The organism is SAR202 cluster bacterium, from assembly GCA_016872355.1.
Lineage (GTDB): Bacteria > Chloroflexota > Dehalococcoidia > Lucifugimonadales > VGZY01 > VGZY01.
In genome coordinates this window covers 23,191-39,118 of the sequence record VGZY01000024.1, presented here as the reverse complement: position 1 = coordinate 39,118, position 15,928 = coordinate 23,191, and the positions used below count along the sequence as shown (strand labels likewise).

The window sequence follows — 15,928 nt, the reverse complement described above, 5'->3', positions numbered from 1 at the left end:
CACCAGCTTTCCCATCTTTTCCCAGTCCACAACTTGGGCTATCCTCTCCAATCGCTCGTTACGCCCAACCTGCTCGGGAAGGAACGCTTCGATCATGGACGGGTTTCCCATATTGCGGTGCATGGCTCACTCCATTTTGCTATATTTTCCTCGCACAGGTATGATTATCGCCTCTACCCCGGGTTATGCAAAGGTCTCCTCGGGGAGAGGAGGGAACCAGCAGCCACCTAACCCCTGCCTCCCGATTCGAGGACTCATCGGGATCTAGGGACCTTCCCTGAGAGGGAAGGGGTTCTGAGGCCGATCCTTCGGCTCGGCATGGCCCCATCGGGCCATCATTCGGGCCATAGGCCCGATGGGAGTCTGAGGGCGGAGCCCTCAGTGGGGCACGGGGCGAAGCCCCGCACCGGGGTCTGGGGCGAAGCCCCAGGGCTCATTTCCCCCTCTCTCCGTGCACGGAGAGAGGGGGCCAGGGGGAGAGAGGTCGGGGCTGGGTGCCGGCCCTGCGCACTACCTCACCATCGCATGGCAACATATCATAAGGAAGACACCGAACCACAATGGCACGCGTGATAACGTCCCCGGAACAGTTCAAGATCATCGGCGAGAACATCCACACGACACGCATCGTGCTGCGAAACGGGCAGCGCGCCGTCACCCTGCCGGACGGGAACGAGGCGGTGCCGTTCAAGGGCGACGACGGCGAAGACCGAATGCTCACAGTGCCGGAGTGGTTCAAGAACACCCAGCCGTACTCTCAGGGGCAGATCAAGCACTTCATGATCGCCGCCCGGAAGGGTATAGACGGCGGGCCGGACGAGCAGCAGGAGGGCGCGGCGTACGTTCGCTATGAGGTGCGGCGACAGGCCAGGGCGGGCGCGCACTTCCTGGACCTGAACGTGGACGAGATCTCCTACCAGCTGGAAATCCAGAAGCGAGCGATGCGCTGGCTCGTCAAGGTGGTGGAGGCCGTCTCGCCTGTTCCCCCCAGCATCGACTCATCCAACGCCGAGATCATCGCCGAGGGCCTTGCGGCGTACACCGGCAAGGCCGGGCGGCCGATGATCAATTCGCTGGCGCTGGAGCGCATCGAGACTCTCGACCTGGTCAAGAAGCACAAGGCCCATGTGATTGTAACCGCCGCCGGAGCATCGGGCATGCCGTCCGACGACGAGGAGCGCGCGGAGAACATCGGCCAGCTCATGGAGGCGGCGCTTAAGCGGGACGTGCCGAAGGATGACATCCACATCGACGCGCTCGTGTTCCCGATATCCGTGGACCCGCGCTACGGCAACCACTACTTCGACGCGGTGCGCTCAATCCGCAAGAAGTGGGGCAAGGAAGTGCACATCGGCGGCGGCCTGAGCAACGTCTCCTTCGGCCTGCCCAAGCGCAAGCTCATTAACGACGCGTTCATTCACCTGGGCCTGGACGCCGGCATCGACAGCGGCATCATCGACCCCGTCCAGAGCAAGATCAAGGACGTCTTCGAGTTCGACCCGAATACGGAGGCCTCGAAGTACGCCATTGATATGCTCACGGGCAAGGACGAGTTCTGCGTGAACTTCATCCAGGCGTTCAGGGACGGGAAGTTGGGGAAGTAAGGGGAGGTCACCCTCACCTGTCCGCAGAGCCGGACATCCTCTCCCGCGGGGCCGGGAGAGGAGGAGGTGGTAAAGGTCTCACCCTCACCTGTCCGCAGAGCCGGACATCCTCTCCCGTCGAGGGAGAGGAAAGAGTCGAGGGGGTCCGGTTCCGTTTGCTTGGCGGTGGTAGCCGGTGGGGTGTGATCGTCGGCATGGCAGTTGGTGTTGGTGCTATGGGTGTAGTGATGGGCATTAAGTTGTTCCCGTTATGGCTAACGGGAGCGCTGTTCTTGATGTTCCTTTTCTATGTCATAAACGCAGCGGGGTTCTTAGTCTTTCATAAATCCGCCTGCAATTGCGACAAGAACGCCAGCTAGAGCAAGAACAGCGCCCACTAACTGAACGGGGTCAAAATCAACCATAGCGTAAAGACCGCAACCGATGATCACGAGAAGGATACCTATGAGCACAACCACTTCTTTTGGCATAGATTCCTTGATCTTCAATAAGGCCATATCGCCTAGTCCTTATGTCATCCTAGCACCCTGATACACAGGAAGCAAACGGTACCGGGGGCCCGCTTGAATTGACAAAGACGGGCTTCGAACGAATAATGGTTCGGTTGCACACATTTCGTAGGGGGCGGTGTTTTCCTAATGGTGACGAACCACGCGGGGCTTGCTAAAGAGTTCAACTACGTTACCAAGCCCTTTGAGCAGAAGCATATCCAGGGCCTGTTCAAGGACAAGGACCCTCTAATGCACGAGATCGCGTACGCGCTGATCACGGGCAACAACAACGAGGTCGGCCGGCTGACGAAGATCGCCCTGGACAAGGGCTTCACGGCAAACAAGGTGCTGGACGATGGCCTGATCGCCGGAATGGCGATCGTGGGCATCAAGTTCCGCGACAACATCATCTTCGTTCCCGAGGTCCTCATCGCCGCCCGCGCCATGAAGGCTGGAATGACGTATATCGAGCCCATCCTGTCCGCATCCGGCGTCGAGCCCATCGGCACGGTCATCATGGGAACGGTGAAGGGCGACCTGCACGACATCGGCAAAAACCTCTGCATCATGATGCTGAGGGGCGCCGGGTTTATCGTCCATGACCTGGGCGTGGATACGAAGCCGGAAAAGTTCATCGCGGCGGTCACAGAGCACAACGCGAGGGTGCTGGGCATGTCCGCGCTGCTGACGACGACGATGCCGAACATGGGCAAGACTATCCAGGCCTTCGAGGCCGAGGGCATGCGCGAGCAGGTCAGGATCATGGTCGGCGGCGCCCCGGTAACGCAGGAGTTCGCCGAAGACATGGGCGCGGACGGCTACGGCAAGGACGCCATCGCATGCGTGGACCTTGCGAAAAAGCTCGTCGGCGTCGGCATGCCTTCATAGCTGGATCGCCGGTGCCATAGACAGAACACACAGGGGCGAGAGAGCGCCGAGCATCTCTCGCCCCTGTCTATTTTTGGGATACAGGGCGCGATAGGCTACAATTAACTGGTGGATTTCGTAACGGTTTGACGTGGTGGCAGATCATCGGGAAAGCAACGCGCTGAAGGACAGATGGACCAGAAGATAGACAAGGATCAGTACCAGAAGAGCCTCGATACGCTGTACGAGATCTTCAAATCGATCTCGGACACAACAAACGAGGTGTCGCAGTGGCGCTGCCCATACAAGAACGCGAAGAGCCGCTGCACGGCGCTCTTCAGCTGCCGGAACCAGCACTTTACGAAGGTCCCGGACGACTTGCCCGTATGCGCCGGCAGCGATAAACTTGACTACCGCGGCGCATGGGAGACGCACTCCCCGGTTGAGGTGCGCAAACAGCTCCTGGCAGAGCTTGGCAAGGATACGGACGCGGATATCGCAGTCCCCGCCCCGAAGGAAGAAACCAACAGCTAATGGCCCCTCTTTACCACGGCGATAGGCAGATACCCCTCGAAGCCGGCAAGTCCATATTCGATTACGCAGACCAACTGAAAGTGCGCGTGCCCACTTCCTGCGGGCGCAGCGGCGATTGCCACGAGTGCATCGTGGAGGTCAAGCGAGGTATGGAGGCGCTGACTCCGATCACGGAGGAGGAGAAATTCCTCCGCGACAACTACCGCCTGGCCTGCCAGGCGGTAGTCGTCGACCCCGATGCGGAGGTGGAGTTCGGCGTGCTCAGGCGCCAGCCCCGCATCCTCACGCACTCCGTCCGCCGCAACGTCAAGCTGGAGCCGCTTACGTACCGCAAGGGAGACAGCGTTTACTTCAAGGACAAGCGGATCGATTCCTACCGCGGCCACGTCTACGGCCTGGCGATAGACGCCGGGACGACGACGGTCGTGATGAACCTGGTGGACCTGGAGTCCGGGCAGATCGTTTACACCGCTTCGTTCGAGAACCCGCAGCGGTTCGGCGGCAGCGACATTATGCACCGCATCTCTTATGACGGCGGAAAGTACCACGGCGAGCTGCGCCAGGTGATGCTCTCCTCGATTAACTTCGAGATCGGCGACATGTCGCGCCGCCTTGGCTTCCACCGCCGGGAGATATACGACGTCGTGATCGTGGGCAACGCGACGATGCGCGACATCATCTTCGGGCTTGACGTGCAGACGATAGGCGAAAAGCCGTACAAGTCGATTACCGAGCTGGAGATGGAGAAGGGCCTGCGCCGCACTACCTCGATCACCTCCACCGCGATCGATATGGGCATCCGCATCTTCCCCGCTGCGAACATCTACAGCGGGCCTCTCATCGGCTGCCACGTCGGCGCGGACATATCCGCCGACCTGCTCGCCATCGGCATGGACCAGTTGGAAGAGCCGGTTATGCTCGTCGATGTGGGGACGAACACAGAGGTGGTGATCGGCAACAAGGACCGGATGCTGGCGGCATCGTGCCCCGCGGGGCCTGCCTTCGAGGGCGGCCAGATCACCTTCGGCATGCCGGGTTACGACGGTGCTGTGGAGAACGTGCGCATCGACAACGGCACGGTCAAGATCAAGACCATCGGCGACCAGACGCCCCAGGGCATATGCGGCTCAGGCCTGGTGGACCTGCTGGCAGTGCTAAAGGGCAGCGGCAGGATGAACCAGCTGGGCGTCTTCGCGGACGGCTCGCGCGAGTTTTTCTTTGCGCCGGAGCGCGGGATGTACCTCTCCCGTGCAGACATATCCGCGCTTGCCCAGGCGAAGTCCGCCAACTTCTGCGGGCAGTACATCGTCATGCGCAAGTACGGCATCCCGGCAGAGAAAATAACAAAGCTGTACCTGGCCGGCGGCTTTGCCAACTATATCGACGTTGCTAACGCCGTGGACATCGGCTTCATAGCCAACTTCCCTCCCGAGAACATCCAGAAGGTGGGCAACGCCTCGCTTGAGGGCGCCACGATTATGCTACTCTCGGGGCCTATGCGCGAGAAGGCGGAGCAGATCGTCCGCAAGGTGGAGCACGTGGAACTGGAGACGACGGCGGACTTTTTCGAAATATTCGTGGACGGCTGCATGTTTGAGCCTATGAAGATGGTGTGGGCGGTGAAGGAGCAAGTCGGGTAGGTTTGGCCCATCCCTGTTCAGCGACATGCCCGCAGGCGCGTGCCGCTGGGTGTTCAGGGCGGCGGTAAGTCGGACTCCGTCTGCTGGGCTGCGGCGAATGGGAGACGTACCGTAAAGCGCGCGCCCCTGCCGGGCTCGCTTTCGACGGTGATCGTCCCGCGATGCTCGCGGACGACGTGCGCCACCATCGGCAGGCCCATACCGGTGCCGCGCTCGCCCTTCGTGGAGAAGAATGGCTCAAAGCAGCGGCTCCGGACCTCCTCGGTCATCCCCACGCCGGTGTCCTCCACAGTAACGACCGCAGAATCACCGTCACTGGCTGTCTGTATTGTGATTCGGCCGCCCTCAGGCATCGCGTCAACGCTGTTGTATATCAGGCTAGTCAGCGCCTCGCGTATCTCGGACTCGTTGCCGTTCACGTCCGGCAAGGCGCCAAGGACGGTCTTCACTTCAATGGTCTTCCCGGAGCCCGGGGCCTCAGGTTGCCAGCGGGACCTGGTGAGCGCCACCGTCTGGGAGATTGACCTGTTCAGGTCAAAGGCAACGGCAGGGACAGAGCTGGCATCCGGCCTGTACTGTTGCCGGAGGCGCTGGACGATGGTCTTGGCATCGAGCGCCGAGGTATGGATCATGTCCAGAAACTCGAGCGTCCGCTCTTCGTTCCGGAGCATTCCGGGCGTCTTCTGGAGCATCTCCGTAAAGCCGATAATCGGCGTGAGAGAGTTATTGAAGTCGTGGGCTATGCCCCTGGCCATCTGGCCCAGAGCGCGGAGCTTCTCCTGGGCAATCATCTTCTCCTGGGCCTGGCGCAGGTCCTCAAGGGCCTCAGCAAGACGCGCGTTGGATTCTCGAATGGCCATCTCGTCCTTCTTGCGGCGGGTGACATCCGTCGCAATCACAACAATCGCCGCTATGTCTCCATCCCGGTCCGGCATAACCGATGCCGAGAGGTCGATGTACTTGGCCTCGTCGCCATGCCGCTTTCCTGCATACGCTATCTCCCAGTATTTCTTGCCGCCGGACACGCGTATGAGGTCGAAATAGCTGCCCTGGTTGGGCAGGCCCGGCACCATGGCGGCGAGCGGGCGGCCCACCATCTCGCCCTCCCCGTATCCGAATATGCTGCAGGCCGCCGCGTTGACCACGCGCACCGACCCGTCGCGGTCAAGGACCAGTAAGCCGTCGGTCATGGAGCTGATGATTCCTTCCGCCGCAAAAGCGGGGGTAATGTCCACCAGCCTGTGCCGCCAGATCGCTCTGGCGCACAGCACCACGAATCCGAGCATGAAAACGTACCCGAATGGATAGACGGCGACCCCGTATACGGCAAAGAAGTCCACGCCGCTGATAATGCCCACGGCGCCCGCCAGCAGGAGCTCTTTAGGGCGCTCGCGCTTTCGCCCGGAGGGATACGCATGGTACTCGCGCCAGAAGAGATAAAAGGCAAAAGTCATCCCGGTGAAGAAACAGAGAATGAAGACAAGTGAGGCCGGTCCGTAGCGCGTGTAGTCCCCCCACGAGTACGAATAAAGCTCCGGTATGAAGAGGTCCGTAGCGGCGAAGCCAAGGTAGAAGGCGATGGAGACCGCCAGGGCGGTGAACGCTGACCACCGAAGCTCCCTGTACCTGCCGACGACATGCAGCGTGAAGATCAGGAAGGTTGATGGGATGAACGCGACGCCGAAGTGGCCGAATACCCTGGCATATGCCAGGGCCGTGGCGGGGTCGTCAACAACAAAGACAAGCGCTATACCGAACACGCCTATGGCGATACTGGCAGTGAACAGCATGAAAGAAAGGCCGACGCGGGAAAAGCGCTCTCTGTAGAGCACAGCCGAACCCAGGGCCAGCATGGAGAGGCTGACCACGACGTGTGGGGCGGCAATTATCGTGAAGGTCCAGGGTATGGCCATGAACCTGCGAGTCCCGAGGTGACGACGTTGTAGCGATGCCTGCCGAAATGACCGGTCAACGCGCATCCGTGGATAGACATTAGCAGCTTGGCGAAAAGTTTGCCAGATATGCGCCCCGTGAGTTGGTCGCCGGCAGCGGAGTATGGTACATTCTGCCTTGCGGGCGCGCATCGCCCGCGTAGATGGAGAAGAGGAGCCGTTGAATGACAAAGAGAGTGCTGGTTACGGACTATGTTTGGCCTTCCGTTGAGCCGGAGAGAGCAGTCCTCGCCGCCGCGGGCGCGGAGTTGGTGATCGCGCCGGACGGCAATGAAGAGACGCTGGCGGCGCTGGCCAAAGACGTGGACGGCATCCTCACGTGCTTCGCAAAGGTCACCGACAAGGTGGTGCGCGCAGCCACGAAGGCAACCGTGATCGGCCGTTACGGCGTGGGGCTGGACAACATTGCGGTGGACACCGCTACCGAGCTGGGGATCATTGTCACGAACGTGCCGGACTACTGCGTGGACGAAGTCTCTACCCACGCCATGGCGCTCCTGCTGGCGCTGAACCGGCAGGTGGTGCTCTGGGACACGTCCACGAAGAAGACGGGGTGGGGCAGCGTGCCGCTCAACCTGCCGCTGAACCGGCTGCGGGGCAAGAAGCTGGGCATAATCGGCTTCGGCAAGATAGGCAAGGCTACGGCAGTTAAGGCGCGCGGCTTCGGAATGGAGGTGCTGGCGAACAGCTCGCAGCTCACGGACGCTGAGGCTGCAAGGAACGGGGTAAAGAAGGTGACGCTCGACGACCTATTGAAGGAGTCCGACTTCGTTTCCCTGCACACTCCGCTTACGCCGGCTACAAAGAACATCATTGGCAGGCGGGAGCTGGCGCTTATGAAGCCCACGGCTAACCTGATCAACACGGCGCGCGGCCCGCTCATAGACGAGGAGGCGCTGTACGACGCGCTCTCCACGGGCAAGCTGGCCGGCGCCGCCGTGGACGTGGTGGTGGACATCCACCCTCCACTGGGCCACAAGCTGCTCCAGCTCCCCAACCTCATAGTGACGCCGCACGTGGCGTTCTACTCCCCGGAAGCCGTACTGGAGCTTGAGCAGCGGGCCGCAGGCGAAGTAGCCAGCGTCCTGCAGGGCAAGATGCCCGCGAACGTCGTGAACCCGAAGGTCCTGAGCCGAGCGCGCGCGAAGGTGGGTTAAGGAGCGGATGCCGTTCATAGCCCGCCCGTAGAGACGCCCAAGCGGGGCGTCTCCGGCGTTTGGGTGACCCGTCACATCGGGACGCCTCGCGCCCTTTCCCCTCGTAGAGACGCCCCGCTGGGGCGTCTCCGGGGTTACCGCCGCCGCATTGCCGGCCGACACAGGACCGTCCGTGGCGCTCGCATGTGACGGGTTCTCGCAACGCATGAGACGCCCCAGCGGGGCGTCTCTACGAGGCAGGCCGACGCGGCGTGAGGAAATGGCGGAGCCTGAGGAATGCCGCGTCAAACGCGCGCGAATTTGTGCAGGGTGTTTTCCACTATAACTTCGGCGATGTAGATGTCGCCGTTCCTGTCCATCCACAGGCCGTGAGGGACCCGGCGCAGCTGCCCGGACCCCTCACCCGTTTCACCCCAGCGCCCCAGCACGGTGCCGTCCGGCGACATGACCTGCACGGCCATGTCGGACAGCATATGCAGGTTGCCGTCTGCATCTATCGCCACGTCGTTAGGGCTGGGAATATCCTTCCACTCCGCCAGGAAATTCCCGGTGTCGTCGAAGACCTGGACGCGCTCGTTGGAGCGGTCAAGGACGTATACGCGGTCGTTCCTGTCGATTGCAATGCCGTGCGGCAGGTTGAACTCACCTGGACCCACGCCGGGCCTGCTGGAGACCTTACCCGTCATGCTCATTTCGTGGTACACCGGGTCGCCGCTGCCCCACGAAAGCTTGAGCTTCCCGTCCGCGCTGAAGCGGTGCACGCGGTTCTGCTTGTAGCCGTCCGAGACGAAAAGGTCGCCGGACCGGGACCGGGCGATATTCGTAGGCCCCGCGAAAGGCTGTCCAGGCTCGCCGAGCTTTCCAGGCGTGCCGATCGTCATCAGCGCGTCGCCGGCCGTGTTGAACTGAGTCACAGTGTGGTTGTATGCATCAGCGTGGTAAATCTCGTCGTTCGGCCCTATGAGGATGCCGTGCGGCGTCGCCAGGAGGTTGTCGCCGAAAGAGCGCACGAAGCGACCATTGTGGTCCAGCACGAGAATCGTGCCGGTGCGTGTGGCGGGGTAGGGGGCCTTGCGGTAGGCGACGTATGCAAGACCTCGTGAATCGATGGCTATGTCCGAGGCAACTCCTCGGCCCGGGAATTTGGCCCAGCCCTCCACGTACTCGTAAAGGTAGTTGCCGAAGCCGAACCTGCGTTGCATGGAGGGCCTCCTGGGGTGAGCTATGTCGGCCGCGACCCGTCGCGGACGCAACTGGGGCCCCGATGGAATCGGGGCCCCTACCGAATGCTTCTACAGGCTTACTTGATCCAGCCTATTTGCCGCATAAGCTGCTTCAGCTCTGCGATCTCGTCGTCTGACATGGGCAGTGTCGGCGGGCGAGGGTCGCCGACGTGCTTGCCGACGGCCGTCATGTAGGCTTTGATATGGCGGTAGCCGCCGGACTTCGAGGCCTTCGCGCGCCACTCCTTGAGCGGCACCCGCACGCGGTCGAACTCCGCGTCCGCCTCCGCGTACTTCTTTTGCTCCATGAGCCGCCACACGTCCAGGTCGTGCTTCGCGTACGCCGTGGCGGTGGAGCTGATGTAGCCGCGGCCGCCGTTCTTGTGGCAGCGCACGGCCTGGCTGGTGTTGTCGATAACGTTCACCTTGTCGGAGAACTGGCGCATGACGTCGTAGTCCGCGCCCTTGGGGACGCCCCACTTGATCGCGACGACATGCTCGGCGTTGTTCGCCAGCTTCACCACCGTCTCAGGCGCAATGGGCTCCGCGCCGAACCAGTAGGTGTTGTATATCATGATGCCGATATCTATCTTGTCGGAGATATCGGAGAAGTAGCGGATATAGTCGTCCTGGTTCGGGTGATGGAAGAAGGGCAGGTCAATCTGCAGGCCGATTGCGCCCAGGTCGGCGGCGCGCTTCGCGTCGTCAATCGTGTGGAGGGTATTTTTCGTCTTCAGGGCGCACATGACGACGGCGTTCTTCCCGGCGGCGTTGACCGTGGTGCGAACGACCTGCGGCCACTCGTCGTCGGAGAGGTCCGGCCCTTCTCCACCGGCCGCGACAACCTTGAGCGGCGCCACGTTGGTGCCGAGGCCCTGGGACACCCACCACCGGGTTATGTACGTCGTCATCGCCAGGTCTATCTTCAGGTCCTTGTCCATGGGCGTCGGCGTTGTGACGATTGTGCCCTGGATGAGTGAACGAAGGGTTTTGCGGTCCAAGTGCGTTTCCTTTCTACTTGCCGACCGCGCTCTTGGCGCTGGCCAGCAGCTTCTTGACGTCTGCGCGGATCTGCGGCGTAACAACTTCGTCACGCGACGGCAGGCGCGACCTGCCCGCCTTGAGGCCGACCTCGGCCATGAACGGCCGCACGAAGACGCCCTCGCCGGCTGTCTGCGCTCCGATTGCGCCGCGGATCTTGCTGTACGGGTCCATAAAATCGTCGAAGACCGCCTGGGCCTCCTGGTACTTGCCCTTCTCCATGAGGCTGTGGACTCGCCACGAGTGCTGGGGGAAGAAGTTGGGGACGTGACTGACCCACGCCTTCACGCCCATCTGGTGGCCGTAGATAGACAGAGGACCGTTGTTTACGACGGCAACGCGCGGGACGAATAGCTTGAAGCCGGCCAGGTAGTTGGCAATGTTGGGAGAGCCCCACTTGACGGCGACGGTGTTGGGCACCTGGAGGAGGCGCTCAGCAACATCCATCGTCATGTCGTACTTGGAGCCGCTGTAGTGGTGGCTGTATGCGGCGAAGCCGACCTTCGTGTGCTTGGCGCACTCCTCGTACCAGGCGATCAGGTCGCCCTGCTTCACGTCGTAGTAGTAAGCAGAGCTCATCTGCACAATATCGATGCCGACATCCTCACAATGCTTGCACAGTTCGATCGTGGTGCGGATGTCGGTGCTCTGCACGCTGGCGAAGGAGGGAATCTTGGCCTTCGTCGCAATATCCGCGGTGGCCTTGATCACGGCCTTGCGCTCGTCGGTGTTCATGACAGTGAAGTCGCCGCCGGAGCCGCACGCGATGAAGATGGTGTTGCCCGGACCGGCGCCCTGGTCCACTATCCACTGGATGTTGGCTTTGGTCGCCTCCAGGTCCAGGGAAAGGTCGTCCTTGAAGATGGTCGCCAGGGGTATGGTTACCCCGCGCATCTTTCTCTTTGCCTCTTCGACCGTGATCATCTGGGTCCTCCTCTGAACGGAATTTCGGCGCCGCTTCGGGCGTCTCTAAAGTAAGGCGGGTTGACCGGACAATATTATCACTAGTACGCCGTGCAGGCATACACTGCGATTAGTCCTGATTAACTATTCAATTAATCGCTTCAGCCAACTATTATGACGAAGTTCCAGCAATGACTGGTCGTGACGCTATAAAGGCTCCATGCCGCATATTCAAATGGACTACCACCCTGCAAGGCCGGCGGCCACATTCGAACAGCGGGCTGGGCAGGCAAAGCTGACACCAACGAACAGAACGCGTTCTAAATATTGAAAAGGTCGCGGAGGGAGGCCGGGCAAAGGACGAACGCATCGAGTACCGACGCTGGAACGCCCGGAGAGAAACGCAACAGGACTAGGCGCATACAGAAGTTTCATACAGCGGTTTGAGACCACGCAAATTTACCGAAAACGGATGAGGCGAGGGTGGCGGAACGACGGAGTCCACGGGCCGGGTCAGCCCATACACTGGGTTTCACAGAGCCCCACCACGGACAACCAGGGGAGGTGATGAGGCCATGACTACTATCGCAGACTCGCAAGACCTGAAAGAGCTCGTCGCGGAGCACCTGTCAGTCGTTCGCGCATACGCCCGGAGAGTAATGCTCAGGAACGACTCGCTGACGGACGCTGAGGAGGCGGACAAGACGCGCCGGATGAAGGAGCTCCTCGCCATCGGCAACTGCTTCAAGCTGACCGAGTACGAGCTGGTGGGCCAGGTCTACAGGGATACGCTGCGGCCCAAGCGCGGATGCGGCTGCCCTACCTGCCGCACCCGCATGGTGGGCGCGCCGAGAGAAGCCGCCTAGCCACGGTCCGGACATCGAAAAAGAAACCACGAGGGAGCCTGCTGCCAGGCTCCCTCGTGGTTTTCAGTCGATACTCGCGCTATTTGCTGTTGGGCACCAGGCCGTCGCCGACGAATAGGTCCTTCGCCTCATCTATGGTGATGTCCGGATGGGGCAGGACAATATCGGACTCCACCAGCTCGTCCCAGGGGACAGGCCTGCCCTTCTGGCGGACGAGGTCAAGCATCTTCTTGAGCTCGGCCTGGAATTTCACCCGGTCGTTATTGGCGACCATGTCGACGATCCTGTCATCGATCGCATTCAGCCGGTCGATGTACGAGCCCGGCAGCATGTACTGACCTTCGGTCATAATCCGGACGATCATCTGTTATTGCCCCTCCGGGAGCTTCTTGGGCTCCACTCCAGTTGTGCCCGGTTTCAGGCCCGCGGTTGAGCTGCTTTTGCCCGGCCCAAGGCTCGCCTTTATCTGCTCCAGCTCTGCGTCCACGCTGGCGCGCGTGGTCATCTGCGCCAGCTGCCGGTCGATGTCGTCCTTGCCCCCCTCCAGCGGGCTGTCAAGGACACCGGACGCGACCAGCTCGTCGATTGCCCCGGCCTTGGCGCGAAGTGTTTCCGTCTTGTTCTCCGCCCTCTCAATGGCCATCGCCACATCACTAATCTCTTCGCCTACCCCGGACATGGCGGAGCCGATGCGCACCTGGGCCTGCACGGCGCTGTACTGGGCCTTTATGATCTCCTTCTTCGTGCGGAAGGCGGCGATCTTGGCCTGCAGGCGCTGCTCTGCCTGCGTGAGCTTCTCCTGCTCGATCTCCAGGCCGGATACCTGCTGCTCCAACCCCTGGAGCTCCGCTATGGCCGCCTGCTTGCGCTCCAGCGCCAGGCGGGCAAGGTCCTCGCGGCCGACCTCGAGCGACTTGCGGGCCTGCAGGTCCAGCTTGGTGATGCTCTCCTGCACCTTGGCGGACTGCAGCTCAAGGCGGCGCTTGGCGGTCACCATTTCAACGACGCCGCGCTTTACGTCTCGCAGCATCTCCATAAGCTTTTCGTACGAGTAGTCCAGAGTCTCGTTCGGGTCCTCGTGGCGGTCCAGGACCTTGTTAACCTTGGACTTGAAGATCATCGACATGCGGGACAACATTCCCATTGCCAACCTCCAAAATGCCTTAACGGCGATCAGTTTGCGGCCCGGGAATTAGTTCTCGGGCCGCGCGGGCTTCACAATCGGGAGCCCTTCCTGCCCGTGACCACCTGTACCAGGCCGACGATTCCGACAATGATGCCGGAGGCTATCAGCACAAAACCGATGACATTCAGAAGCCAGGAGATCAGATCCGACTGCACAAGAACGCCCAGAATTATCAGGACTACGGCGACGACTACAAGGCCCATTCCCGTCATATGGCTCCTCTTTGTCCTCCCTTTTCCAGAATACACGAACGGGGTGACCAGCGTATTATCCAACAAATGAGACCATAAATGACAGCGAGCCGTTTGACGGTTTTGCGCGGGGTATTGCTATTTGCCTTCTCCCGGCGCGGAGCGGGAGAGCAGGGGTCCGGTAAACCTCCAGAAGGGAATGTTGCGGCTCAGGTTGCTGTGCAGAGTCGCTCCGCGGTCCGGGAAGAAGCGCTCATACCGAAAGCGATTGATCGCCCTGTAAGTGAGGAAATACGAAAATGGATTGACGGGCCTGTTCACAGACTGGTCCGTAAGCATATGGCCCAGGTGGCCCAGCACGAGCGCTATGGGTATCGGGCTGCGCCAGACGAAGGCTGTAAGCACCAGGCCTGCGATGGTGTATTCCCAGGCGTGGAAAAGATAGAAGCAGAACCGCCGGTCGCGCGTGCGGTGCCAGACATAATAGTCCAGGAGGTGGTCCAGGTCGTTGAACACGCCGGTAGCCAGGGCAGCCGGCAGCGCCGCCGGCGAGCCCGTGGCCGCCCATACGCCGACGCCGATTCCTGTGGAAATAGCCGCGTGCCCTACAGGACCCACGAAGGTCCTCCTGGAGTGGTTTCACAGAAACAAGAACGGTGCAGTCGTCCATGCGTTAGCTGGACCGCCATCTGGGGAACAGGGCTGTCTACATTGACAAAATAAAAGCCATTGCACCATCTGCGGAGTTTGACACTTTCCTCGGGCAACTCGATACTGAACCCCTGTAAGTCGGCCTCCATGGGAGTGCAAGAAATGCGCAAGCCCCTGATCCTCATTGTTCCCTTACTCGCTTTGATGTCGGCGTGTGGTGAAGACCCTGCGCCCGCAGACGCGCCTTCGCCCACTGCTGCGGCGCCGGCGGCCACCGCGACGGTGACCCCGGTACCGCCGACTCCGACGCCGAGCGTTTTTGTCCCGCCTCCTTTAATCCTGCCCACGGTGGCCGCTCCGACCCGCTCACCCACACCAGTGCCAGACGAGCCGTTCGCCAAGGCGCTGGACGCAGCCGGGCTGAAGATGAACGCCATTAGGCAGCTCAGCCTCACTGCCGGGGTTGACAGGGACTTCATATCGAATACGGAGCTCCGGACCCTGTTTGACGTTGAGTTCGAGAAGAGCAAGGCGGACCTCGAATCGCAGCAGCGCCTGCTCGTCGCGCTCGGCCTGATGGCGCCGGACGGCCCCTCCCTGTACGACACCATGTACGGCCTCAGCACGGAGGGTATCCTCGGCTTCTTCGACGCCGAGAAAGAGAAGATGTACGTGGTGTCTGAGCGGCCTGACCTGACGCTGGCCGATGAGCGCACGTACGTGCATGAGTTTGTGCACGCGCTCCAGCAAGCTAACTTTGACACCGCGACGGAGATGGAAAGGCGAAAGAACGACAGTGACGGGCAGCAGTCGCTTCGCGCTTTGATTGAGGGCGATGCAGTGCTGGCGGAGTACATCTACCTCAGCCAGCACTTTGACGAGGCGAAGCAGATTGCGTCTGAGCCGCAGACAACGCCCGAGCTTGAGGCAGTAATCGGCGACGCTCCATACATCGTGCTCAGGCAGTTCATCTTCCCGTACGTTCAGGGCCTCGAATTTGCAGTTGCCCTTTACCGGGAAGGGCAGTGGGAGGCGATAAACAATGCCTTCCGCAACCCGCCGGCCTCCTCGGAGCAGGTGATCCATCCTGAGAAGTACCTCGCGGGCGAGGTGCCCGTCCGCGTTATTCTTCCGGACGTGACGTGGGTGCTGGGGAACGGCTGGAAGCGCGATTTTATGGATAACGGCGGAGAGCTCTTCCTGCGGTCTTACCTGGAGAATGGCCTCGACCCCAACCTGGCGGCTGTGGCATCCACCGGGTGGGGCGGCGACGCGCTGGCCATGTACACGGGCCCGGAGGGTAAGACTGTTGTGACCCTCCCGATCGTATGGGATACAGAGCGGGACGCCCAGGAGTTTTTTGAGGCTTACCTGGACCTGAATGAGCTGATCGCTAACAGGGACTGGGAGCCCGTAACATCGAACGCGAACTCGAGGACGATGGTCCTGCCCAGCAGAGCGATATCCATCGAGCGCAATGGGTTGATGACAATAGTCGCCATCGCCCCGGACGTGGTCCTGCTGGACACCGTGCGCCAGGCCCTGGCGTTCGGGCTGCGCTCCGAATAGAAACCAATTGCGCACGATGGGAGACAGTCTCACGCCGAGGCGATATGATGATG

The 15,928-nt window shown here is 61.1% G+C and carries 16 protein-coding genes; 7 read left to right on the top strand and 9 right to left on the bottom strand.

The window, feature by feature from the left end; genetic code table 11:
- A partial coding sequence (locus FJ319_07205; protein ID MBM3934075.1) for an IS5/IS1182 family transposase occupies positions 1–123 on the bottom strand: 123 nt, incomplete at its 3' end.
- A gap of 437 nt (positions 124–560) precedes the next feature.
- On the opposite strand from FJ319_07205, the gene FJ319_07200 reads away from it, so the two are divergent.
- The 4 genes from FJ319_07200 to FJ319_07185 all read left to right on the top strand — a co-directional run bounded on the left by FJ319_07200 (position 561) and on the right by FJ319_07185 (position 5,136).
- Entirely contained in the window at positions 561–1,604 is a 1,044-nt protein-coding gene (locus tag FJ319_07200) for a hypothetical protein (GenBank protein ID MBM3934074.1), read from the top strand.
- A 740-nt stretch (positions 1,605–2,344) separates the two neighbouring features.
- Complete coding sequence (locus FJ319_07195; protein ID MBM3934073.1) at positions 2,345–2,983, top strand: cobalamin-binding protein; 639 nt, start codon at positions 2,345–2,347, stop codon at positions 2,981–2,983.
- Positions 2,984–3,154: 171 nt separating this feature from the next.
- Complete coding sequence (locus FJ319_07190) at positions 3,155–3,496, top strand: hypothetical protein (GenBank protein ID MBM3934072.1); 342 nt, start codon at positions 3,155–3,157, stop codon at positions 3,494–3,496.
- Positions 3,496–5,136 (top strand): DUF4445 domain-containing protein, encoded by a 1,641-nt coding sequence (locus FJ319_07185; protein MBM3934071.1) that lies wholly within the window; start codon positions 3,496–3,498, stop codon positions 5,134–5,136. Before FJ319_07190 ends, FJ319_07185 begins: the two co-directional genes overlap by 1 nt.
- A gap of 53 nt (positions 5,137–5,189) precedes the next feature.
- Here the strand turns inward: FJ319_07185 and FJ319_07180 are convergent, their stop codons facing one another.
- Positions 5,190–7,220: a PAS domain S-box protein gene (locus FJ319_07180; protein MBM3934070.1), complete on the bottom strand. Its 2,031-nt coding sequence runs from the start codon at positions 7,218–7,220 to the stop codon at positions 5,190–5,192.
- Positions 7,221–7,252: 32 nt separating this feature from the next.
- Here FJ319_07180 and FJ319_07175 point away from each other — a divergent pair, with 32 nt between their 5' ends.
- Positions 7,253–8,245: a C-terminal binding protein gene (locus FJ319_07175; GenBank protein ID MBM3934069.1), complete on the top strand. Its 993-nt coding sequence runs from the start codon at positions 7,253–7,255 to the stop codon at positions 8,243–8,245.
- Positions 8,246–8,529: 284 nt separating this feature from the next.
- Here the strand turns inward: FJ319_07175 and FJ319_07170 are convergent, their stop codons facing one another.
- The 3 genes from FJ319_07170 to FJ319_07160 form a co-directional block, all read right to left on the bottom strand.
- Positions 8,530–9,447 carry a hypothetical protein gene (locus tag FJ319_07170; GenBank protein ID MBM3934068.1) on the bottom strand — a complete coding sequence of 306 codons (918 nt, stop codon included), beginning with the start codon at positions 9,445–9,447 and terminating at the stop codon, positions 8,530–8,532.
- A 98-nt stretch (positions 9,448–9,545) separates the two neighbouring features.
- Complete coding sequence (locus FJ319_07165) at positions 9,546–10,469, bottom strand: dihydrodipicolinate synthase family protein (GenBank protein MBM3934067.1); 924 nt, start codon at positions 10,467–10,469, stop codon at positions 9,546–9,548.
- Positions 10,470–10,482: 13 nt separating this feature from the next.
- On the bottom strand, positions 10,483–11,433 hold the full coding sequence (locus FJ319_07160) for a dihydrodipicolinate synthase family protein (protein MBM3934066.1): 951 nt from the start codon (positions 11,431–11,433) through the stop codon (positions 10,483–10,485).
- A 554-nt stretch (positions 11,434–11,987) separates the two neighbouring features.
- Here FJ319_07160 and FJ319_07155 point away from each other — a divergent pair.
- On the top strand, positions 11,988–12,278 hold the full coding sequence (locus FJ319_07155) for a hypothetical protein (GenBank protein MBM3934065.1): 291 nt from the start codon (positions 11,988–11,990) through the stop codon (positions 12,276–12,278).
- Between the two features lie 79 nt (positions 12,279–12,357).
- Here FJ319_07155 and FJ319_07150 read toward each other — a convergent pair whose 3' ends face one another.
- The 4 genes from FJ319_07150 to FJ319_07135 form a co-directional block, all read right to left on the bottom strand.
- Complete coding sequence (locus FJ319_07150; GenBank protein MBM3934064.1) at positions 12,358–12,642, bottom strand: hypothetical protein; 285 nt, start codon at positions 12,640–12,642, stop codon at positions 12,358–12,360.
- 3 nt (positions 12,643–12,645) lie between these two features.
- Positions 12,646–13,422, bottom strand: coding sequence for a PspA/IM30 family protein (locus tag FJ319_07145; protein ID MBM3934063.1), 777 nt, complete (start codon positions 13,420–13,422; stop codon positions 12,646–12,648).
- 71 nt (positions 13,423–13,493) lie between these two features.
- On the bottom strand, positions 13,494–13,676 hold the full coding sequence (locus FJ319_07140; GenBank protein ID MBM3934062.1) for a hypothetical protein: 183 nt from the start codon (positions 13,674–13,676) through the stop codon (positions 13,494–13,496).
- Between the two features lie 117 nt (positions 13,677–13,793).
- Entirely contained in the window at positions 13,794–14,273 is a 480-nt protein-coding gene (locus tag FJ319_07135; protein MBM3934061.1) for a hypothetical protein, read from the bottom strand.
- Positions 14,274–14,468: 195 nt separating this feature from the next.
- On the opposite strand from FJ319_07135, the gene FJ319_07130 reads away from it, so the two are divergent.
- Positions 14,469–15,875: a hypothetical protein gene (locus tag FJ319_07130; protein ID MBM3934060.1), complete on the top strand. Its 1,407-nt coding sequence runs from the start codon at positions 14,469–14,471 to the stop codon at positions 15,873–15,875.
- Positions 15,876–15,928 lie beyond the last annotated feature (53 nt).